This window comes from Acidovorax sp. LjRoot74, from assembly GCF_964254355.1.
Taxonomy (GTDB): domain Bacteria; phylum Pseudomonadota; class Gammaproteobacteria; order Burkholderiales; family Burkholderiaceae_C; genus Acidovorax.
On the sequence record NZ_CAXUTI020000001.1, the window covers coordinates 378,489 to 397,997 of the forward strand.

The 19,509-nt window shown below is 63.2% G+C and carries 24 protein-coding genes; 21 read left to right on the forward strand and 3 right to left on the reverse strand.

Features of this window, described 5'->3' with window-relative positions:
• Positions 1-171: 171 nt before the first annotated feature.
• On the reverse strand, positions 172-1,302 hold the full coding sequence (locus ACSQ3O_RS01770; RefSeq protein WP_436137665.1) for a magnesium transporter CorA family protein: 1,131 nt from the start codon (positions 1,300-1,302) through the stop codon (positions 172-174).
• A gap of 68 nt (positions 1,303-1,370) precedes the next feature.
• Entirely contained in the window at positions 1,371-2,378 is a 1,008-nt protein-coding gene (hemB, locus tag ACSQ3O_RS01775) for a porphobilinogen synthase (RefSeq protein WP_436137666.1), read from the reverse strand.
• A 355-nt stretch (positions 2,379-2,733) separates the two neighbouring features.
• Here hemB and ACSQ3O_RS01780 point away from each other — a divergent pair, with 355 nt between their 5' ends.
• From ACSQ3O_RS01780 to ACSQ3O_RS01880, 21 genes are all read left to right on the forward strand, one after another.
• Complete coding sequence (locus ACSQ3O_RS01780) at positions 2,734-3,162, forward strand: CopD family protein (protein WP_298452036.1); 429 nt, start codon at positions 2,734-2,736, stop codon at positions 3,160-3,162.
• Between the two features lie 19 nt (positions 3,163-3,181).
• Complete coding sequence (locus tag ACSQ3O_RS01785) at positions 3,182-4,285, forward strand: VanZ family protein (protein WP_436137667.1); 1,104 nt, start codon at positions 3,182-3,184, stop codon at positions 4,283-4,285.
• Positions 4,286-4,294: 9 nt separating this feature from the next.
• Positions 4,295-4,654: a (2Fe-2S) ferredoxin domain-containing protein gene (locus ACSQ3O_RS01790; protein ID WP_436137668.1), complete on the forward strand. Its 360-nt coding sequence runs from the start codon at positions 4,295-4,297 to the stop codon at positions 4,652-4,654.
• Positions 4,655-4,746: 92 nt separating this feature from the next.
• The gene (locus ACSQ3O_RS01795; RefSeq protein WP_436137669.1) at positions 4,747-5,397 is read left to right on the forward strand and encodes an alpha/beta hydrolase; all 651 of its coding nucleotides are present in this window, start codon (positions 4,747-4,749) and stop codon (positions 5,395-5,397) included.
• 91 nt (positions 5,398-5,488) lie between these two features.
• Positions 5,489-6,658 (forward strand): D-alanyl-D-alanine carboxypeptidase family protein, encoded by a 1,170-nt coding sequence (locus ACSQ3O_RS01800; RefSeq protein WP_436137670.1) that lies wholly within the window; start codon positions 5,489-5,491, stop codon positions 6,656-6,658.
• Positions 6,659-6,973: 315 nt separating this feature from the next.
• A complete protein-coding gene (gene rpsL, locus ACSQ3O_RS01805; RefSeq protein ID WP_015012185.1) occupies positions 6,974-7,351 on the forward strand; it encodes a 30S ribosomal protein S12 in 378 nt (125 codons plus the stop codon).
• Between the two features lie 171 nt (positions 7,352-7,522).
• Positions 7,523-7,996, forward strand: coding sequence for a 30S ribosomal protein S7 (rpsG, locus tag ACSQ3O_RS01810; RefSeq protein WP_005798541.1), 474 nt, complete (start codon positions 7,523-7,525; stop codon positions 7,994-7,996).
• A gap of 146 nt (positions 7,997-8,142) precedes the next feature.
• Positions 8,143-10,245 carry an elongation factor G gene (fusA, locus tag ACSQ3O_RS01815; RefSeq protein WP_137749039.1) on the forward strand — a complete coding sequence of 701 codons (2,103 nt, stop codon included), beginning with the start codon at positions 8,143-8,145 and terminating at the stop codon, positions 10,243-10,245.
• Positions 10,246-10,418: 173 nt separating this feature from the next.
• Positions 10,419-11,609, forward strand: coding sequence for an elongation factor Tu (tuf, locus tag ACSQ3O_RS01820; RefSeq protein ID WP_056642984.1), 1,191 nt, complete (start codon positions 10,419-10,421; stop codon positions 11,607-11,609).
• A 26-nt stretch (positions 11,610-11,635) separates the two neighbouring features.
• Entirely contained in the window at positions 11,636-11,947 is a 312-nt protein-coding gene (gene rpsJ / locus ACSQ3O_RS01825; protein ID WP_005796953.1) for a 30S ribosomal protein S10, read from the forward strand.
• 225 nt (positions 11,948-12,172) lie between these two features.
• Entirely contained in the window at positions 12,173-12,847 is a 675-nt protein-coding gene (gene rplC, locus ACSQ3O_RS01830; RefSeq protein ID WP_063460174.1) for a 50S ribosomal protein L3, read from the forward strand.
• Complete coding sequence (gene rplD, locus ACSQ3O_RS01835) at positions 12,847-13,467, forward strand: 50S ribosomal protein L4 (protein WP_298457096.1); 621 nt, start codon at positions 12,847-12,849, stop codon at positions 13,465-13,467. The genes rplC and rplD overlap by 1 nt, the downstream gene beginning before the upstream one ends.
• The gene (rplW, locus tag ACSQ3O_RS01840; protein WP_436137671.1) at positions 13,464-13,778 is read left to right on the forward strand and encodes a 50S ribosomal protein L23; all 315 of its coding nucleotides are present in this window, start codon (positions 13,464-13,466) and stop codon (positions 13,776-13,778) included. The genes rplD and rplW overlap by 4 nt, the downstream gene beginning before the upstream one ends.
• A gap of 2 nt (positions 13,779-13,780) precedes the next feature.
• Positions 13,781-14,605 (forward strand): 50S ribosomal protein L2, encoded by an 825-nt coding sequence (gene rplB / locus ACSQ3O_RS01845; RefSeq protein ID WP_063460173.1) that lies wholly within the window; start codon positions 13,781-13,783, stop codon positions 14,603-14,605.
• Between the two features lie 10 nt (positions 14,606-14,615).
• A complete protein-coding gene (rpsS, locus tag ACSQ3O_RS01850; protein WP_010467177.1) occupies positions 14,616-14,891 on the forward strand; it encodes a 30S ribosomal protein S19 in 276 nt (91 codons plus the stop codon).
• Positions 14,892-14,900: 9 nt separating this feature from the next.
• Positions 14,901-15,233, forward strand: a complete 333-nt coding sequence (rplV, locus tag ACSQ3O_RS01855) for a 50S ribosomal protein L22 (protein WP_005796970.1) — start codon at positions 14,901-14,903, stop codon at positions 15,231-15,233.
• 15 nt (positions 15,234-15,248) lie between these two features.
• Positions 15,249-16,130, forward strand: coding sequence for a 30S ribosomal protein S3 (gene rpsC / locus ACSQ3O_RS01860; protein ID WP_137749702.1), 882 nt, complete (start codon positions 15,249-15,251; stop codon positions 16,128-16,130).
• Positions 16,131-16,132: 2 nt separating this feature from the next.
• Positions 16,133-16,549 (forward strand): 50S ribosomal protein L16, encoded by a 417-nt coding sequence (gene rplP, locus ACSQ3O_RS01865; protein ID WP_015012190.1) that lies wholly within the window; start codon positions 16,133-16,135, stop codon positions 16,547-16,549.
• Between the two features lie 17 nt (positions 16,550-16,566).
• Entirely contained in the window at positions 16,567-16,764 is a 198-nt protein-coding gene (gene rpmC / locus ACSQ3O_RS01870) for a 50S ribosomal protein L29 (RefSeq protein ID WP_137749701.1), read from the forward strand.
• A gap of 9 nt (positions 16,765-16,773) precedes the next feature.
• Positions 16,774-17,043 carry a 30S ribosomal protein S17 gene (gene rpsQ / locus ACSQ3O_RS01875; RefSeq protein WP_063460171.1) on the forward strand — a complete coding sequence of 90 codons (270 nt, stop codon included), beginning with the start codon at positions 16,774-16,776 and terminating at the stop codon, positions 17,041-17,043.
• 183 nt (positions 17,044-17,226) lie between these two features.
• Positions 17,227-17,736 carry a peroxiredoxin gene (locus tag ACSQ3O_RS01880; protein ID WP_137749700.1) on the forward strand — a complete coding sequence of 170 codons (510 nt, stop codon included), beginning with the start codon at positions 17,227-17,229 and terminating at the stop codon, positions 17,734-17,736.
• A gap of 1 nt (position 17,737) precedes the next feature.
• Here the strand turns inward: ACSQ3O_RS01880 and ACSQ3O_RS01885 are convergent, their stop codons facing one another.
• Positions 17,738-19,348, reverse strand: a complete 1,611-nt coding sequence (locus ACSQ3O_RS01885) for a reverse transcriptase family protein (protein WP_436137672.1) — start codon at positions 19,346-19,348, stop codon at positions 17,738-17,740.
• Positions 19,349-19,509 lie beyond the last annotated feature (161 nt).

Consider the following 19,509-nt stretch of genomic DNA (forward strand, 5'->3'; position numbering starts at 1 on the left):
GGAAGGGATGACCCTTCCTTCCTGTTTTTGGGTGACGCCCGTCGATACGGGCGCTGACCCCAGCCAGGGATGCCGAGCAAGGGCCGCCCCGCAGCGAGGGCATCGTCCCCCTTCCCGAAGCGCGCAGCGATTCGAGAGAAGGGGGAAGCGGCGCAGCCGCTCAGGGGGAAGTCACCGAGTTCTGGCCAGATACCGTTTGCGCCAGAACAGCAGCACCAGCGACAGCGCGATGAGCACCATCGACCCCAGCGCCCACCAGAACCCATCGGCCTTGTGGATCAGTGGCAGGAACTCGAAGTTCATGCCAAAAATACCCGCGATCAGGTTCAGCGGCAGGAACACGGCGGTGAGCGCCGTGAGCGTGCGCATGATGTCGTTGGTGCGGTTGCTCTGCACGCTGAAGTGCATCTGTACGGCGGTTTCGGTGCTTTGCTCCAGGCGCCGCACGTGGTGCACCACGCGCTCGATGTGCTCCAGCACATCGCGGCTGCGCACTTTGAGCAGGTCCAGTTCGCGCAGGCCGGCGGGCGTGTCGGGCAGGGCCCAGGTTTCCAGGGCGTCGATCCAGTCCTGCACAGCGGTGCGCTGGTCTTCGCAGATTTCGTCCAGCCCGTGCAGGGCCAGGCGGGCTTCGAGCAGCGAGCCCCAGTTCACGTAGCGCGCGCGGGGCTTGAGCAGCTCGGTCTGCCAGTGGTCGAGCTGGCGCGTGAGTTCGCGGCGCAGGTCCAGGTAGCCGTCCACCATCTGGTTGACCACGCGCAGCATCAAATCGGCCGGGCTGGTGGGCACGCGGGCGCCGGGCACGGGGCTGCTGCGGCCTTCGCTTGGGCTGGCGGGCAGGGCGGCCAGCAGGCGGGCGGCATAGGCGTCGCGCACCGCGCAGTCGGTGGGGTGCACGGTCAGCAACAACTGGTCGAACACGGCAAAACCCACCGGGCTGGTGTCGATGCGGCGCAGCACGGGCGGGCCGCTGCGCTTGAGCGGCGCACTGGCCGGGCCGTCACCCCCGGGGGCCGGGTCGGCGGCTTCGCCCTGCGCAGTGGCCAGGCGGCGGAACACCAGCAGGTCGTACTGCGAGGTGTAGTCGTAGTGCGAGGGCAGCTGGGCGTTGAGCAGGTCGGACACATGCAGGTCCACCAGCTGCAGCCCCACCAGGGCCTGCAGGCTGGCCTGGACCTCGGCCAGCTGCGCCTGGAAGGCCGGGCGTGCGCAGGCAATCCAGACAAAACCCTGGGCGGGCATCTGCGTGGGCAGCGCGGCCAGCTCCTGCACGCCGCCGCTGTGGATGTGAAAGATTCGCATGAACAACCGGGCCCCGGGTTTGTGCTCAAAAATGGCGTCTGCGCGCGCTGGGTAAGCGCTGGCAGCTATTATTTTTGAAGTTTCCGGGCGACGTCGCGGGCAAAGTAGGTCAGCACGCCATCGGCGCCTGCGCGCTTGAAGGCCAGCAGGCTTTCCATCATCACGGCATCGTGGTCCAGCCAGCCGTTGGCCGCAGCGGCCTTGATCATGGCGTACTCGCCACTCACCTGGTAGGCGAAGGTGGGCACCTTGAACTCGTCTTTGACGCGGCGCACGATGTCCAGGTAGGGCATGCCGGGCTTCACCATCACCATGTCGGCGCCTTCGGCGATGTCGATGGCCACTTCGCGCAGGGCCTCGTCGCTGTTGCCGGGATCCATCTGGTAGACGTTCTTGTCGGCCTTGCCTAAAGCGCCGCGCGTGCCCACCGCGTCGCGGAAGGGTCCGTAGAAGGCGCTGGCGTATTTGGCGCTGTAGGCCATGATGCGGGTGTGGATGTGGCCCTGTACCTCCAGCGCCTCGCGGATGGCGCCGATGCGACCGTCCATCATGTCGCTGGGTGCGACGATGTCCACGCCCGCCTCGGCATGCGTGAGCGCCTGGCCGGTGAGGATCTCCACCGTCTCGTCATTGATGATGTAGCCGGTCTCGTCCAGCACGCCGTCCTGGCCGTGGCTGGTGTAGGGGTCCAGCGCCACGTCGGTCATCACGCCCAGGTCGGGAAATTCCTTCTTCAGTGCCCGCACCACGCGCGGGATCAGGCCGTCGGGGTTCAGGGCTTCCTTGCCGTCCGGCGTCTTGAGCGACGGGTCAATCGCCGGGAACAGCGCCAGCACAGGGATGCCCAGCTTCACACAGTCTTCGGCCACGGGCAGCAGCAAGTCCAGGCTCAGGCGGTCCACGCCGGGCATGGAGGTCACGGCCTCGCTGCGGTTCGTGCCCTCGTGCACGAACACGGGGTAGATCAGGTCGTCGGCGGTGACCACGTTCTCGCGCACCAGGCGGCGGGTGAAGGCATCGCGGCGCAGGCGGCGGGGGCGGTTCTGGGGGAAGGGGGCGGGGCTTTGGAGGTGCATCACTGGATTATGAAGCCCCCCTGTGGCGCCTGTCGGCGCCTTCCCCCGAGGGGGACGCACCCCCTGGACCGGCACAGCCGGATCCACGGGTGCGCTGGCAGCGCTGTGCCAAATGCGTGCCAGTTGCACTGCTTCATGCGGCCGCGCCAGCGTCGGGATATGCCGCTTGTAACAGCCTGTGCCCGGTGCTAAATTGGCGCCGGGCGGCTTGCTGCCCCCCGCTTTCCTCCCTGAGCGGGGCCTCGGATTGCAGCAATGCAAAACAGGCTTTCCTGGCCCGGCGGACAGCCGGGCTTTTTTTCGCCCGCACTGAACGCAGGTCCTGAGCGGGTGCCCGCCCACGTAAACTGCGCCCATGCTCTGGGTCAAAGCCTTTCACATCGTTTTCGTGGCCAGCTGGTTTGCAGGCCTTTTCTATTTGCCACGCATCTTCGTGAACCTGCAGATGGTGGCCCCGGGCTCGGTGGCTGAGCGCGAACGGCTGCTTCTGATGGCGCGCAAGCTGCTGCGCTTCACCACCTTGCTGGCGGTGCCTGCGCTGGCCCTGGGGGTGTGGCTCTGGATGGGCTACGGCATCGGCCGGGGCCCTGGCAATGGCTGGATGCACGCCAAGCTGGCCGTGGTGCTGCTGGTGATCGGCTACCACCACGCCTGCGCCGTGCTGCTGCGCAAGCTGGCCGATGGCACCTGCCGAAGGAGCCATGTGTGGTTCCGCTGGTTCAACGAGGCGCCCGTCCTGCTGCTGCTGGTGGCGGTGATCCTGGTGGTGGTCAAGCCGTTTTGATGGTGCAGGGCGGACGCTGGTGCACAAGACTTCTGCCTGGCCCCTGGCGCTGATCTACACGGCGCTCATTGTTTTTGCGAGCCTGTTCCCGTTTGACGGCTGGCGCGCGCAGGGCATCGACCCGCTGGTGTTCCTGCTGGCCCGCCTGCCCCCGCCGTACTGGACGGGGTTTGATGTGGTCACCAACGCCGCGGGTTATGCGCCGCTGGGCTTTTTGCTGGTGCTGGGCCTGCTGCGCTCGGGCTGGCGGCGTGTGCTGGCGGCCGTGGCGCTGGCCACGGTGGCGGGCACGCTGCTGTCGCTGTCGCTGGAGTTTCTGCAGATCTACCTGCCCCGGCGGGTGCCGTCGAACCTGGACCTGCTGCTCAACATGGGCGGCACCCTGGCGGGCGCCCTGAGCGCCGCCCTGCTGGAGCGCCTGGGCGCGCTCGACCGCTGGAGCGACTTTCGCTCGCGCTGGTTTGTCTCGGACGCTTCGGGCGGCATGGTGCTGCTGGCGCTGTGGCCGATGGCGCTGCTGTTCCCGGCGGCTGTGCCCTTTGGCCTGGGCCAGGTGCTGGAGCGGCTGGAGGCGGCGCTCATCGAGCTGCTGGCCGACACGCCATTTCTGGACTGGCTGCCCCTGCGCGAGGCGGCGCTCGACCCGCTCTCGCCCAGTGGCGAGCTGCTGTGCGTGACGCTGGGCCTGCTCATCCCCTGCCTGCTGGGCTACTGCGTGATCCGCCAGATGGGGCGGCGCGCATTGTTTGCGCTGGGGGTGGTGGCGGTGGGGGTGGTCCTCACGGCGCTGTCGGCCGCGTTGAGCTGGGGCCCGGTGCACGCCTGGGAATGGATGAGCCTGCCCGTGCGCGTGGGGGTGTGGGGTGCGCTGGCACTGGCCCTGCTGATGCTGGCCCTGCCGCGCCGGGCCTGCGCCGCCATGCTGCTGCTGGCGCTGGCCTGGCACCTGGCGCTGCTCAACCAGGCGCCCACCAGTGCGTATTTCGCCCAGACGCTGCAGATCTGGGAGCAGGGGCGCTTCATCCGCTTTTATGGCCTGGGACAGTGGCTGGGCTGGCTGTGGCCTTATGCCACGCTGCTGTATGTGCTGCTGCGCGTGTCCCGGCGGGATGCGCAAACCTAAAATGCCGGGATGAGCGAACCATCCACCGCACCGGCCGCAGCGCCCGGCTACTACCAGCGCCACATCTTCTTTTGCCTGAACGACCGCACCAACGGCGAAGACAGCTGTGCCCACCACAACGCCCAGGCGGGGTTTGACCGCTGCAAGGCCCAGGTCAAGGCGGCCGGGCTGTCGGGCGCCGGCAAGGTGCGCGTGAACAAGGCAGGCTGCCTGGACCGCTGCGCGGGCGGCCCCGTGGCCGTGGTCTACCCCGAGGGCACCTGGTACACCTATGTGGACGCAGCCGACATCGACGAAATCGTCGAATCGCACCTCAAGAACGGCCAGGTGGTGGAACGCCTGGTCACGCCAGCGGAACTTGGTCGCTGATACGGGCTCCATCCCGCTTCGGGTTTTGAATGATTTTGGCTGCTTCCGCCTGATGGATAAGCGTTTGCAGCTATCAATAGAGTAGCGATTCCGTGAATGCCCATACCGAACGCCTGACCCTGACCGGCCCTGCAGGCGCCATCGAGGCCGTGCGCGACAGCGCCGCGCTGGCCGAGGGTGCCAGCCCCCGAGGCGTGGCCATCATTGCCCACCCGCACCCGCTGTTTGGCGGCACCATGGACAACAAGGTGGTGCAGACCCTGGCGCGCGCCTTGGTGCAATGCGGCTGGACGGCCGTGCGCTTCAATTTCCGGGGGGTGGGCGGCACAGCGGGTGTGCATGACGACGGCCGGGGCGAGTTGCAAGACCTGCTCGCCGTGGTGGAGCAGGTGGCGCCTGCGGCCGAGGGCCAGCGCATTGCGCTGGCGGGTTTTTCGTTTGGCGCCTTTGTCACCAGCCACGCGCTGGCGGCGCTCTGGCCGACGGGCCGCGTGGACAAAACCGTGCTGGTCGGCACCGCAGCCAGCCGATTCACCGTGGCCCCGGTGCCACCTGACGCCCACCTGAGCACTCTGGTCGTGCACGGCGAGGCGGACGACACCGTGCCACTGGCGTCCGTCATGGACTGGGCACGGCCCCAGATACTGCCTGTCACAGTGATCCCGGCGGGGGGGCATTTCTTTCACGGACAATTGCCGCTCTTGAAGAATCTGGTGGTGCGCCACCTGCAATCGGGCGCCTGAGGGGGCGGCCCGGGCTCTCCGGGCCTTCATCCCCTCTCTGCGCATTTTTCTTTTCCTCTTTTTCTGAGCCTCTCCAGCCCCCTATTGCCCCATGAAACGAATCCTGTCTGCGTTGCGATCCCTGGCCGTCTTTGCTGCGGTGGCCCCTGCTGCCTTTGGCGCCTTGGCCCAGGCACCCCAGCCCCCCGAAATCGCCGCGCGCACCTACATGCTGGTGGATGTCACCGCCAACCAGGTGCTGGCCGCCAAGGACATCGACGCACCGGTGGAGCAGGCCTCGCTCACCAAGCTCATGACGGGCTACCTGGTGTTTGACGCGCTGCGCGCCAAGAAGATCGCGCTGGACCAGAAGCTGCCCGTGAGCGTGCGCGCCTGGAAGATGCCCGGCTCGCGCATGTTCATCGACCCCAAGATGCAGGTGCCGGTCGAAGACCTCATCAAGGGCATGATCGTGCAGTCCGGCAACGACGCCACCATGGCCCTGGCCGAAGGCGTGGGCGGCACGGCCGAGAACTTCGTCAAGCTCATGAACGATCAGGCCATGGCCCTGGGCATGAACGGCACGAGCTACAAAAACCCCGAAGGCCTGACCGAGCCCGGCCACACCACCACGGCGCGCGACCTCTCCGTGCTGGCCATGCGCCTGATGAAGGACTTCCCGGAGTACATGCACTATTACTCCACCAAGCAGTACAGCTACCCGGGCACCCCGGCATCAAACGGCAGCAACCGCAATTCGCTGCTGTTCCGCGACCCGACCGTGGACGGCCTCAAGACCGGCCACACCGCCGCCGCGGGCTACTGCCTGGTGGCCACGTCCAAGCGTGAATTCCCCGGCGTGGGCCAGCGCCGCCTGCTGTCCATCGTGCTCGGTGCCGCAAGCGAAAACGCGCGCGCGAACGAAAGCCAGAAGCTGCTGAACTGGGGCTACACCGCGTTCGAGGCGGTCAAGCTGTTCGACGCAGGCAAGCCCGTGGCCACGCCCGCCGTCTGGAAGGGCAAGGACAGCGTGTTGAAAATCGGCCGCGAAGAAGCCATCGTTGTGGCCGTGCCTGCGGGCAGCGCCGGCAAGGTCACGACCCAGATTGCCCGCCCCGATCCGCTGGTGGCGCCTTACACCAAGGGCCAGCCTATCGGCACCCTGAAGGTGATGCTGGGCGAGCAGTCCGTCGGCGAGGTGCCTTTGGTGGCGCTGGAGGCGGTGGAGCAGGCGGGTATTCTGGGTCGCGCCTGGGATGCGATCCGTCTTTGGATTAAGTAGAGGGCAACCCCCTGAGGCGCTGTCGCGCCTTCACCCCTTCTCTCGAATCGCTGCGCGATTCGGGAAGGGGGGCGCAGCCGGTGCTGCGGGGCGGCCCTTGCACGGCTGCCGCCCGTGGGTAGCGCGCTTTCGACGGTTGTGGGTGGCGATGCTTTGCGCCGCAGTCCGGCTGGGCAGAAAGAGAACGCTTGCTGCGTCCATGGGGAGAAGCCTCGTACCGCTTGCCCGTTCTGGGGCTTGCTGCTACATTAGAAGGCTTTTCGGAATTTCCGAAGGGTTTCACGTTTTCGTTTTTTACGTTTAGGGACGTATTTCATGCCAACCATCAATCAACTGGTCCGTCAGGGGCGCGAGGTCGAAAAGACCAAGTCCAAGAGCCCTGCGATGGAAAACTCTCCACAGCGCCGCGGCGTGTGCACCCGTGTGTACACCACGACGCCTAAGAAGCCTAACTCCGCTCTGCGTAAGGTTGCCAAGGTGCGCCTGACCAACGGTTTTGAGGTGATCTCCTATATCGGCGGTGAAGGCCACAACCTGCAGGAACACAGCGTGGTGCTGGTTCGCGGCGGTCGTGTGAAGGACTTGCCCGGTGTGCGTTACCACATCGTGCGTGGTTCGCTCGACTTGCAAGGCGTGAAAGACCGCAAGCAAGCGCGCTCCAAGTACGGCGCCAAGAAGCCCAAGGCCAAGTAAGCCCTGCGCTTTTTTGCAAAGAATTTTCGGTGCTGTTTCCCGCGTGGCGCGGTGATCCAGCGTAGTGACCCCAAACGCAGATAGTCTGCGCGGGTCGAGTAAGTGGGAGTCCTGAATTGGCTCTCGCGGTGCCGGAAACGGTGCCAACTGAAGCAAAGATAGAGGTAAAAAATGCCACGTCGTCGCGAAGTCCCCAAACGTGAAATCCTGCCGGATCCCAAGTTCGGCAATGTAGAGCTGTCCAAATTCATGAATGTGATCATGGAAGGCGGCAAGAAGGCAGTTGCAGAGCGCATCATTTACGGCGCCCTGGAACTGATCGAGAAGAAGCACCCCGATAAGGACCCTCTGGAAGCCTTCACCGTTGCCATCAACAACGTGAAGCCCATGGTGGAAGTGAAGTCCCGCCGCGTGGGCGGTGCCAACTACCAGGTGCCAGTGGAAGTGCGCCCTGTCCGTCGCCTGGCTCTGTCCATGCGCTGGATCAAGGAAGCCGCCCGCAAGCGCGGTGAAAAGTCGATGGCCCAACGTCTGGCCAACGAACTGCTGGAAGCCACCGAAGGCCGTGGCGGCGCCATGAAGAAGCGTGACGAAGTTCACCGCATGGCCGAAGCCAACAAGGCATTCAGCCACTTCCGCTTCTAAAACGCGGATTTGTCCTGATATAGGCCAAGGCTGCAGGTGTTTTGCCTGCAGCCTTGTGTCGATTCAGGCAGTCACAAAATTGACGGGCATGCTTGCCAGTATGGCTGCCCGACACCCTCCCCAATACGACCCATCAAGGATCCACCATGGCTCGCAAGACTCCCATCGAGCGCTACCGCAATATCGGTATCTCGGCCCACATTGACGCTGGCAAGACCACGACCACCGAACGCATTCTGTTCTACACGGGCGTGAGCCACAAGATTGGTGAAGTGCACGACGGCGCTGCCACCATGGACTGGATGGAACAAGAGCAAGAGCGCGGCATCACGATCACCTCGGCTGCCACGACCTGCTTCTGGAAGGGCATGGACAACTCGTACGACGAGCACCGCTTCAACATCATCGACACCCCCGGCCACGTGGACTTCACGATCGAAGTGGAGCGTTCCATGCGCGTGCTGGACGGCGCCTGCATGGTGTACTGTGCCGTGGGCGGCGTGCAGCCTCAGTCGGAAACCGTGTGGCGCCAAGCCAACAAGTACAAGGTGCCTCGTCTGGCCTTTGTGAACAAGATGGACCGCACCGGTGCCAACTTCTTCAAGGTCTACGACCAGATGAAGCTGCGCCTGAAGGCCAACCCCGTGCCCGTCGTGATCCCGATCGGTGCCGAAGACAAGTTCACCGGCGTGGTGGACCTGCTCAAGATGAAGGCCATCATCTGGGACGAAGCCTCGCAAGGCATGAAGTTCAGCTACGAAGACATCCCGGCCGACCTGGTGGAGTCCGCCAAGGAATGGCGCGAGAAGATGGTGGAAGCCGCTGCCGAAGCGTCTGAAGACCTGATGAACAAGTACCTCGAAGAAGGTGACTTGAGCGAAGCCGAGATCAAGCTGGGCCTGCGTACACGAACCATCGCCACGGAAATCCACCCGATGCTGTGCGGTACCGCGTTCAAGAACAAGGGTGTGCAGCGCATGCTGGACGCCGTGATCGACTACCTGCCTGCACCAACGGACATTCCTGATGTGACCGGCACGGACGACGACGAGCAGCCTGTTTCCCGCAAGGCCGACGACGCAGAGAAGTTCTCTGCGCTGGCGTTCAAGCTGATGACGGACCCGTTCGTGGGCCAGCTGACCTTCGTGCGCGTGTACTCCGGCGTGCTGACCAAGGGCGACACGGTCTACAACCCCATCAAGGGCAAGAAAGAGCGTATCGGCCGTATCGTGCAGATGCATGCCAACGAGCGCCAGGAAGTCGAAGAAATTCGCGCCGGTGACATCGCTGCTTGCGTGGGCCTGAAGGAAGTGACCACGGGCGAAACCCTGTGCGACGTGAACTCGCAGATCATTCTCGAGCGCATGATTTTCCCTGAGCCCGTGATCTCGCAGGCTGTGGAACCCAAGACCAAGGCCGACCAGGAAAAGATGGGCATCGCGCTGCAGCGTCTGGCTGCTGAAGATCCATCCTTCCGCGTGAAGACCGACGAAGAATCCGGCCAGACCATCATCTCCGGCATGGGCGAGCTCCACCTGGAAATCATCGTGGACCGCATGAAGCGTGAATTCGGTGTGGAAGCCAACGTGGGCAAGCCCCAAGTGGCCTACCGCGAAACCATCCGCAAGACGGTGGAAGAAGCCGAAGGCAAGTTTGTGCGCCAGTCCGGTGGTAAGGGCCAGTACGGCCACGTCGTGCTCAAGATCGAGCCGAATGAAGCCGGCAAGGGCATCGAATTCGTCGACGCGATCAAGGGCGGTGTGGTTCCTCGCGAATTCATCCCAGCCGTGGAAAAGGGTATCAACGAAGCCGTCACGCAAGGCGTGCTGGCCGGCTACCCCGTGGTGGACGTCAAGGTCACGCTGCACTTCGGTTCGTACCACGATGTGGACTCGAACGAACTGGCGTTCAAGATGGCTGCCATCTTCGGCTTCAAGGAAGGTTGCAAGAAGGCCGGTCCGGTCATCCTGGAACCCATGATGGCCGTGGAAGTGGAAACGCCTGAAGACTACGCCGGCAACGTGATGGGCGACCTGTCCAGCCGTCGCGGCATGGTGCAGGGCATGGATGACATCCCAGGCGGTGGCAAGGCCATCCGCGCTGAAGTGCCGCTGTCGGAAATGTTCGGCTACTCCACGACCCTGCGTTCCGCAACGCAAGGCCGCGCTACGTACTCGATGGAATTCAAGCACTACAGCGAAGCACCTCGCAACGTGTCTGAAGCCATCATGGCCGCTCGCGCAAAATAATGCTCTAAATAGCTGCTAACGCCTGTCCAATAAGCGCTAGCAGCTATTAATTGAATAGCAAATTTTTTGCAATCTGCGACCCGGTGCCGTCCCGTTGCTCTGTGCAGGACGAACCAGCAATCGGGTGCAGACGTTAAACCCCAACACAGGCATCGCTCTTTGGAGAATTGAAAATGGCAAAAGGTAAATTCGAACGGACCAAGCCCCACGTCAACGTGGGCACGATCGGCCACGTGGACCACGGCAAGACGACCCTGACGGCAGCCATCGCTACCGTGCTGTCTGCCAAGTTCGGCGGCGAAGCCAAGGCTTACGACCAGATCGACGCAGCGCCCGAAGAAAAGGCCCGCGGTATCACCATCAACACCGCCCACGTGGAATACGAAACGGCCAACCGCCACTACGCCCACGTGGACTGCCCCGGCCACGCCGACTATGTGAAGAACATGATCACCGGCGCTGCCCAGATGGACGGCGCTATTCTGGTGTGCTCCGCCGCTGACGGCCCCATGCCCCAGACGCGTGAGCACATCCTGCTGGCCCGCCAAGTGGGCGTGCCTTACATCATCGTGTTCCTGAACAAGTGCGACATGGTGGACGACGAAGAACTGCTCGAACTCGTCGAAATGGAAGTGCGCGAACTCCTGGACAAGTACGACTTCCCAGGCGACGACACCCCCATCATCCGTGGCTCCGCCAAGCTCGCCCTGGAAGGCGACAAGGGCAAGCTGGGTGAAGAAGCCATCATGAAGCTGGCCGAAGCCCTGGACACCTACATCCCCACTCCTGAGCGCGCTGTGGACGGTGCCTTCCTGATGCCCGTGGAAGACGTGTTCTCCATCTCCGGCCGTGGCACCGTGGTGACCGGTCGCGTGGAACGCGGCATCATCAAGGTCGGCGAAGAAATCGAAATCGTCGGTATCCGCGACACGCAAAAGACCATCTGCACCGGCGTGGAAATGTTCCGCAAGCTGCTGGACCAAGGCCAAGCTGGCGACAACGTCGGCCTGCTGCTGCGCGGTACCAAGCGCGAAGACGTGGAACGCGGCCAAGTGCTGTGCAAGCCCGGCTCGATCAAGCCCCACACCCACTTCACGGCTGAGGTGTACGTTCTGAGCAAGGACGAAGGTGGCCGTCATACGCCTTTCTTCAACAACTACCGTCCTCAGTTCTACTTCCGCACGACCGACGTGACTGGCGCCATCGAGCTGCCAGCCGACAAGGAAATGGTCATGCCTGGTGACAACGTGTCGATCACTGTGAAGCTGATCAACCCCATCGCCATGGAAGAAGGTCTGCGTTTCGCTATTCGCGAAGGTGGCCGTACGGTCGGCGCTGGCGTCGTGGCCAAGATCATTGCTTAATTCATAAGCAGAACAAGGAACTTGCCATGTCCAAGCAAAAAATCCGCATCCGCCTGAAGGCGTTTGACTACAAGCTGATCGACCAGTCCGCTGCCGAGATCGTTGACACCGCCAAGCGCACCGGCGCCATCGTCAAGGGCCCCGTGCCCCTGCCCACGCGCATGAAGCGTTTCGACATCCTGCGTTCGCCCCACGTCAACAAGACGTCGCGCGACCAGCTGGAAATCCGTACGCACCAGCGTCTGATGGACATCGTGGACCCCACCGACAAGACGGTGGACGCCCTGATGAAGCTCGACCTGCCCGCTGGCGTGGACGTCGAAATCAAGCTGCAGTAATCCCGGAAGGCTGGCCCGCAAGGGCCGGTCCGATGGTTTGTAACGCGGACTTGCTTGAAAAAGCAGTCCGCGTTATACTTTAGGGCTTCGCCTTTCTCGCGCCTGCAAAGTCGCGGGGTCTGGGTGGAGTTTTATTAACCTTCTTTCGCACGCTGGCGCGCAAGTGCTGAGCAAAAACGCTGAGGCCAATTGAAGTCGCAGCGGTGAAAGTTTTGGAGAAAACCAATGAGTCTGAGCAACTCCCTCGGGTTGCTGGGTCGCAAAGTGGGCATGATGCGTCTGTTCACCGATGATGGGGACGCAGTGCCTGTCACGGTGGTGGATGTGTCCAACAACCGCGTTACCCAGATCAAAACCCAAGAGAACGATGGCTACGTGGCCCTGCAGGTCACGTTCGGTTCGCGCAAAGCATCGCGCGTGACCAAGCCAGAAGCCGGCCACCTTGCCAAGGCAGGTGTGGAAGCCGGTGAAATCATCCAGGAATTCCGCGTGACCGCAGAAACCGCCGGCAAGTACGCCGCTGGTGCTGCAGTGCCTGTGGCTGATGTTTTTGCTGTCGGCCAGAAGGTGGACGTGCAAGGCACCTCCATCGGTAAGGGCTACGCCGGTACCATCAAGCGCCACAACATGGCCTCGCAGCGCGCGTCGCACGGTAACAGCCGTTCGCACAACGTGCCAGGCTCTATCGGTATGGCACAAGACCCCGGTCGCGTGTTCCCCGGCAAGCGCATGACGGGCCACCTCGGCGACGTCACCAAGACCACGCAAAACCTCGATGTCATCCGCATCGACGAAGCGCGTCAACTGCTCTTGATCAAGGGCGCTATTCCGGGCTCCAAGGGTGGGTTCGTGACGGTGCGTCCCGCCATCAAGGCCAAAGCCTCCAAAGGAGCGAACTAATGCAGCTCGAACTCCTGAACGACCAAGGCCAGAGCGCATCCAAGCTGGACGTGCCTGAGACCGTGTTCGGTCGTGAATACAACGAAGATCTGGTGCACCAGATCGTGGTGGCCTACCAGGCCAACGCCCGCCAAGGCACTCGCGCCCAGAAGGACCGCGAACAAGTCCGTCACTCGACCAAGAAGCCTTTCAAGCAAAAGGGTACGGGTAACGCACGTGCTGGTATGACTTCCTCGCCCCTGTGGCGCGGGGGCGGTCGCATCTTCCCGAATCTGCCTGATGAAAACTTCAGCCAGAAGATCAACAAGAAGATGTACCGCGCTGGCATGTCTGCCATCTTGTCGCAGCTGGCCCGTGAAGGCCGCCTGGCTGTGGTGGATTCGCTCAAGCTCGAATCGCCCAAGACCAAGGTTCTGGCTGACAAGTTCAAGGCCATGAATCTGCAATCGGTGATGGTGATTGCCGATGAAGTGGACGAAAACCTGTACCTGGCTTCGCGCAATCTGGTGAACGTGCTCGTCGTCGAGCCCCGTTATGCCGATCCCGTGTCGCTGGTCCGTTTCAAGAAAGTGCTCGTCACCAAGGGTGCAATCGACAAACTCAAGGAGATGTTCGCATGAGCAAGCTCAAGTTTGACGAAGGTCGTCTGATGCAAGTGCTGGTCGCTCCCATCGTGTCCGAAAAGGCCACCATGGTTGCTGAAAAGTCCAATGCTGTGACGTTCAAGGTGCTGCAGAACGCTACCAAGCCAGAAATCAAGGCCGCTGTGGAATTGATGTTCAAGGTTGAGGTCAAGGGCGTTTCCGTGGTGAACACCAAAGGCAAGACCAAGCGCTTCGGCAAGACCGTGGGCCGCCGCGACAACGTTCGCAAGGCATACGTCACGCTGCAGCCAGGTCAAGAGCTGAACCTGTCCGGGGAGGCTGCTTAATCATGGCCGTTATCAAGATGAAACCCACTTCGCCCGGCCAACGTGCCGTGGTGAAGGTCACGCGTGACCACCTGTACAAGGGTGAAGCGTTTGCACCCCTGCTGGAGCCTCAGTTCCAGAAGGCTGGCCGCAACAACAACGGTCACATCACCACCCGCCACAAGGGCGGTGGCCACAAGCACCACTACCGTGTGGTGGACTTCAAGCGCAACAAGGACGGCATTCCCGCCAAGGTTGAGCGCATTGAGTACGACCCGAACCGTACGGCCCACATCGCTCTGGTGTGCTATGCCGACGGCGAGCGCCGTTACATCATCGCTCCCCGCAACCTGGAAGTGGGCGCAACCCTGCTGTCCGGTTCGGAAGCCCCGATCCGCGCTGGCAACACGCTGCCTATCCGCAACATCCCCGTGGGTTCGACCATCCACTGCATCGAGCTGAAGCCCGGTGCTGGTGCACAGATCGCCCGCTCGGCTGGTGCTTCGGCAACGCTGCTGGCCCGTGAAGGCACCTACGCCCAAGTGCGTATGCGCTCGGGCGAAGTGCGCAAGATCCACATCGAATGCCGCGCCACCATTGGCGAAGTGGCCAACGAAGAACACAGCCTGCGCCAACTGGGCAAGGCCGGTGTGAAGCGCTGGATGGGTATTCGTCCTACGGTTCGCGGCGTGGCCATGAACCCGGTGGATCACCCTCACGGTGGTGGCGAAGGCCGCACCGGCGAAGGCCGCCATGCAGTCGATCCTTGGGGCAATCTGACCAAGGGTTATCGCACCCGTAACAACAAGCGCACACAGATCATGATCGTGTCGCGTCGCAAGAAGTAAGGGGTAACAGATGACTCGCTCTCTCAAAAAGGGTCCATTTGTTGACCATCACTTGCTGGCCAAGGTCGAAAAGGCCGTTGCCACCAAGGACAAGAAACCAGTCAAGACCTGGTCGCGTCGCTCCATGGTTCTGCCCGAGTTCATCGGTCTGACCATCGCCGTGCACAACGGCAAGCAACACGTGCCGGTCTATGTCACCGACCAGATGGTGGGCCACAAGCTGGGCGAATTCGCCCTGACGCGCACCTTCAAGGGTCACCCCGCTGACAAAAAAGCGAAGAAGTAAGGAACGACCATGTCTGAAACACGTGCAGTCCTCCGGGGCGTCCGTCTGTCGGTCGATAAGGGCCGTCTGGTCGCCGATCTGATCCGCGGTAAGAAGGTCGATCAGGCTCTGAACATCCTGACGTTCACGCAGAAAAAAGCTGCTGGCATCGTCAAGAAGGTTCTGGAGTCGGCCATCGCCAACGCCGAACACAACGATGGCGCTGACATCGACGAACTGAAGGTCAAGACCATCTACGTCGAACAAGGCACCACGCTCAAGCGCTTCACCGCGCGCGCCAAAGGCCGCGGCAACCGCATCAGCAAGCCCACGTGCCATGTGTACGTGACGGTTGGCAACTAAAGGCTCGGGAAGACTATGGGACAGAAAATCCATCCTACCGGCTTCCGCCTTGCGGTCAGCCGCAACTGGTCCAGCCGTTGGTACGCCAGCAACCGCGATTTCGCGGGCATGCTGGCCGAAGACATCAAGGTGCGTGAGTACCTGAAGGCCAAGCTCAAGAACGCGGCCGTGTCGCGCATCCTGATCGAGCGCCCCGCCAAGAACGCCCGTATCACCATTTACTCGGCCCGTCCTGGTGTGGTGATCGGCAAGAAGGGCGAAGACATCGAGAACCTGAAGAAGGAACTCGCGTCGCGCCTGGGCGTGCCTGTCGCAGTGAATATCGAAGAAGTGCGCAAGCCCGAAATCGATGCCAAGCTGATCGCCGACAGCATCACGCAGCAGCTCGAAAAGCGCATCATGTTCCGTCGCGCCATGAAGCGCGCCATGCAGAACGCCATGCGTCTGGGTGCCCAGGGCATCAAGATCATGTCGTCTGGCCGTCTGAACGGTATCGAAATCGCTCGCTGCGAGTGGTACCGTGAAGGCCGCGTGCCACTTCACACGCTGCGTGCTGACATCGACTACGGCACCTCTGAAGCCAAGACCACCTACGGTGTGATCGGCGTCAAGGTCTGGGTCTACAAGGGTGACACGCTGGGCCGCAATGACCTGCCCGCCGTGGAAACTCCTCGTCCAGACGAAGAGCGCCGCCCACGTGGCCCACGCCGTGATGGCCGCCCAGGTGGCGATCGTCCAGGCGCAGGCCGTGGCCCACGCCGCCCAGTGGGTGCGAACTCCGCACCTGCCGATGGCAGCGATAAGCCCGCCGAAGCCGGTGGCGCTGACAACACCGCCGTTAAGCGCGTACGCAAAGTCGCCGCGCCCGCTACAGCAGCGGACGGTAAAGGAGAATAACTATGCTGCAACCTGCTCGCCGTAAGTACCGCAAAGAGCAAAAAGGCCGTAACACCGGCGTCGCAACGCGGGGTGCCTCCGTTGCGTTCGGTGACTTCGGTCTGAAGTGCACGGACCGTGGCCGTCTGACTGCCCGTCAGATCGAAGCCGCACGCCGTGCGATCTCGCGCCACGTGAAGCGTGGCGGCCGTATCTGGATCCGCGTGTTCCCGGACAAGCCAATCTCTACCAAGCCCGCAGAAGTGCGTATGGGTAACGGTAAGGGCAACCCCGAGTACTACGTGGCCGAAATCCAGCCCGGCAAGATCGTGTTCGAAATCGTCGGCGTGCCCGAAGAACTGGCCCGTGAAGCGTTCCGCCTGGCTGCTGCCAAGCTGCCGCTGCGCACCACGTTCGTCAGCCGCCACCTTGGCGCTTAATTCAGGAGACCATGAAAATGACCAAAGCTACTGAATTGCGCCAAAAAGACGTCGCCGGCATCGAAACCGAAATCAAGGCGCTGCAAAAGGCCCACTTCGGCCTGCGCATGCAAAAGGCTACGCAGCAACTGGGTAACACCAACACGCTGCGCACCACCCGCCGCGATATCGCACGTGCCAAGACCATCCTTGCTGAAAAGCAAGCCGCCAAGTAAGGAGCCCCTATGACGGAAGCTAAAAAATCCCTCAAGCGCACCTTGGTTGGCAAGGTGGTCAGCGACAAGCGTAACAAGACCGTGACCGTGCTGATTGAGCGCCGTGTGAAGCACGAGCTCTACGGCAAGATCGTTGGCAAGTCGAGCAAGTACCACGCGCACGACGAAAACAACGAGTACAAGCTGGGTGACACAATCGAAATCACCGAAAGCCGTCCGCTGTCCAAGACCAAGAACTGGGTCGCGACCCGCTTGGTGCAAAAGGCTGGCCTGCTGTAATAGGCAGCGCTGCATTGGAGACCGGGCAACCCCCGGTCTGCAAGGCCCTTCAAAACGACCCACAATGTGGGTCGTTTTGCTTTGTGGGCGTCCTTTTTTGTCGCCCCTGCAGATTCCCGGGTTCATGCTCTGTCGTGGACCTCTCAACCCTCCCTCCCACCACCTATCCCCAAGGAGATAACAATGATCAAAGTCGGTGACACCCTGCCAGCCAGCACGCTGATGGAATACTCGGAAGTCGAAGGCGAGGGCTGCAGCATTGGCCCGAACCCCGTGCCGGTGGACAAGGCCACGGCGGGCAAGACGATTGCCCTGTTTGCGCTGCCTGGCGCCTTCACCCCCACCTGCTCGGCCAAGCATGTGCCAGGCTATGTCGAAAAGGCTGCCGAGTTCAAGGCAGCCGGTGTGGACGAGATCTGGTGTGTGAGCGTGAACGACGCCTTCGTGATGGGCGCCTGGGCGCGGGACCAGAAGACCGACGGCAAGGTGCGCATGCTGGGCGACGGTGACGCCACCTTCGCCAAGGCCACCGGCCTCACGCTGGACCTGAACGGCAAGGGCCTGGGCCTGCGCAGCAACCGCTACTCGATGCTGGTGCGCGATGGCAAAGTGCTCACGCTCAACGTGGAAGCCCCTGGCAAGTTCGAAGTCAGCGACGCGGGCACGCTGCTCGAGCAAGCCCAGAAGGCCTGAGCTACCTCTCGCTCTCAGCCACGTCCGTGAACCGGATGGCACCGAACAGCCGCTGGAGTTTGTCCTTGCGGGTCGGTGCCAACCACTGGCAAGCCCAGTGGATCTCGCCCTCCAGCCGGGCGCGTTCGCCCACATCCACCCCCGGCAACTGCGCCAGCCGGTGCAGCCGAGCCTTCAGGATGTCGTACTGCTCCCGGCTGTAGTTCGGGCGCTGGTTGACCACCAGGCCCGTGACGGACTGGCGCCGATGGGCAGGCATCAGCCGGGTTTTGTCACTGCGCAGTGCAAAACCCTCGTCCTGCGCAATGGCGCCGACCCAGGCGCGCAGCGCACCAAACTGGCCCTGCAGGTTCTGCGGGCCCGAAAACACCAGGTCATCGGCATAGCGCGTGTAGCGTGCGCCAAAGCGCTGCGCCAGCGCATGCAGCCGCACATCCAACCCCAAAGCGCACAGATTCGCCAGGGCGGGTGAGGTGGGCGCCCCCTGGGGCAGATGGAGCTGCGCCAGGCGGGCCGTGTTGGCCCGGCGCTGCGCAATTCCCAGTGCCGAGGGCAGTGCGCTGTTTTCCCACAGGCGCTCGCGGACGGCGGCAGGCGTGCGGGTGGTGGTCAGGCGCGTGAGCAGCTCGGCTGCCGAGCGGCCATGCCCCAGCGCACGCCAGAGGGCGCGCACGCGTGTGGCGCTGATGTGGGTGAAAAAATCGGCCAGATCAAAACGGATCACCACGGCCTGCCGGGTGTGCACCTGCGCGTGGCTGCCCACGCTGCGGCCGCGTACAAAGCCGTGCGCGGCCTCGTGGGTGGGGATGTGCGCCAGCAGCTTGTCGAGAATGTTGCGCTGCGCGGCTGCCAGGCGCGTTCGTGGTGCTTCTAGCAGGCGCAAGCCGCCGCTGGCTTTGGGCAGCAGGCGATAGCGGTAGTGTGAAACGGGCAAGGCGTGGCCGCCGCCTTGGGGTTCGCGCCAACGGCTGTGCTCGGGCGCCAGCCAGAGCAGATCTTCCAAAGAGATGCCCAGGGCCTGTGCCAGGTCCTGGGCGTTGCCCAGCAAGGGGCACAGGGGTTCTCGGCCCATCCAGGCGGGCGCCATGCCCGCTGTGCCAGGGCGCAGCAGCCAGTGCAAAGGCCTGCCGGTGCGGCGGCTGGCCGCCCAGGTGCGGAAGCTTTGGGCCAGTTGGGCGTCGGTCCATTGGTGCCAGGGGGCTGTAGAGGCACCGGGGTCGTCATCTTCACCATCACCGTCGATGTCCTGGTCCCACAGGCCGATGTCGTCGTCTTCAGCGGCCGGGTCGCCGTCCTCTTGCGACTGCCAGGGCGCGGTGGCATTGCGCACCCCGGCCTTGCGCCACCAGAAACCCCGGCACAGCCAGGTGGCGAGGTCTTCGGGCTCCAGCCGGGCCCATTCGGCTGCGGACACCGTGGACAGGCGGCGCAGTTGCTCAAACAGCGCCTCGGGCAGGGGGTGCGGGTCGGGCGCGGGCGGGGACTGGCCCAGGCAGTGCCCAGCACGGGCCGCCAGCGCGTGCAGGGTGCGGCGATCGGGGCTGTCCGCATCGGCCAGCAGGGCCAATGCCAAGGCCCTGGCCAGGGCGCGGATGGGGGCCGACAGCTTCACGGTGCGGCGCTCAGAAAAAGGTTGGCCTGGCACCAACCAGCGGGTTGGGCGCGAACATGTTGCCACTGCTGGCGGGAGGTTCGCGCGCCGCAATGTGCGCTTTGGAGAACACCGTGGGGCTGCCCCACGGCCCGAACCTGTGCAGGCTCGACATGCTTGGC

Coding starts and splice junctions, on each gene's coding strand:
- rplD (WP_298457096.1), top strand. CDS start 12,847: ATGCAGCTCGAACTCCTGAACGACCAAGGCCAGAGCGCATCCAAGCTG.
- rpsG (WP_005798541.1), top strand. CDS start 7,523: ATGCCACGTCGTCGCGAAGTCCCCAAACGTGAAATCCTGCCGGATCCC.
- ACSQ3O_RS01770 (WP_436137665.1), bottom strand. CDS start 1,302: ATGCGAATCTTTCACATCCACAGCGGCGGCGTGCAGGAGCTGGCCGCG.
- rplW (WP_436137671.1), top strand. CDS start 13,464: ATGAGCAAGCTCAAGTTTGACGAAGGTCGTCTGATGCAAGTGCTGGTC.
- tuf (WP_056642984.1), top strand. CDS start 10,419: ATGGCAAAAGGTAAATTCGAACGGACCAAGCCCCACGTCAACGTGGGC.
- fusA (WP_137749039.1), top strand. CDS start 8,143: ATGGCTCGCAAGACTCCCATCGAGCGCTACCGCAATATCGGTATCTCG.
- ACSQ3O_RS01800 (WP_436137670.1), top strand. CDS start 5,489: ATGAAACGAATCCTGTCTGCGTTGCGATCCCTGGCCGTCTTTGCTGCG.
- rplV (WP_005796970.1), top strand. CDS start 14,901: ATGTCTGAAACACGTGCAGTCCTCCGGGGCGTCCGTCTGTCGGTCGAT.
- rpsL (WP_015012185.1), top strand. CDS start 6,974: ATGCCAACCATCAATCAACTGGTCCGTCAGGGGCGCGAGGTCGAAAAG.
- rplB (WP_063460173.1), top strand. CDS start 13,781: ATGGCCGTTATCAAGATGAAACCCACTTCGCCCGGCCAACGTGCCGTG.
- ACSQ3O_RS01790 (WP_436137668.1), top strand. CDS start 4,295: ATGAGCGAACCATCCACCGCACCGGCCGCAGCGCCCGGCTACTACCAG.
- rplC (WP_063460174.1), top strand. CDS start 12,173: ATGAGTCTGAGCAACTCCCTCGGGTTGCTGGGTCGCAAAGTGGGCATG.
- rplP (WP_015012190.1), top strand. CDS start 16,133: ATGCTGCAACCTGCTCGCCGTAAGTACCGCAAAGAGCAAAAAGGCCGT.
- hemB (WP_436137666.1), bottom strand. CDS start 2,378: ATGCACCTCCAAAGCCCCGCCCCCTTCCCCCAGAACCGCCCCCGCCGC.
- rpsS (WP_010467177.1), top strand. CDS start 14,616: ATGACTCGCTCTCTCAAAAAGGGTCCATTTGTTGACCATCACTTGCTG.
- ACSQ3O_RS01780 (WP_298452036.1), top strand. CDS start 2,734: ATGCTCTGGGTCAAAGCCTTTCACATCGTTTTCGTGGCCAGCTGGTTT.
- rpsC (WP_137749702.1), top strand. CDS start 15,249: ATGGGACAGAAAATCCATCCTACCGGCTTCCGCCTTGCGGTCAGCCGC.
- rpsJ (WP_005796953.1), top strand. CDS start 11,636: ATGTCCAAGCAAAAAATCCGCATCCGCCTGAAGGCGTTTGACTACAAG.
- ACSQ3O_RS01880 (WP_137749700.1), top strand. CDS start 17,227: ATGATCAAAGTCGGTGACACCCTGCCAGCCAGCACGCTGATGGAATAC.
- rpsQ (WP_063460171.1), top strand. CDS start 16,774: ATGACGGAAGCTAAAAAATCCCTCAAGCGCACCTTGGTTGGCAAGGTG.
- rpmC (WP_137749701.1), top strand. CDS start 16,567: ATGACCAAAGCTACTGAATTGCGCCAAAAAGACGTCGCCGGCATCGAA.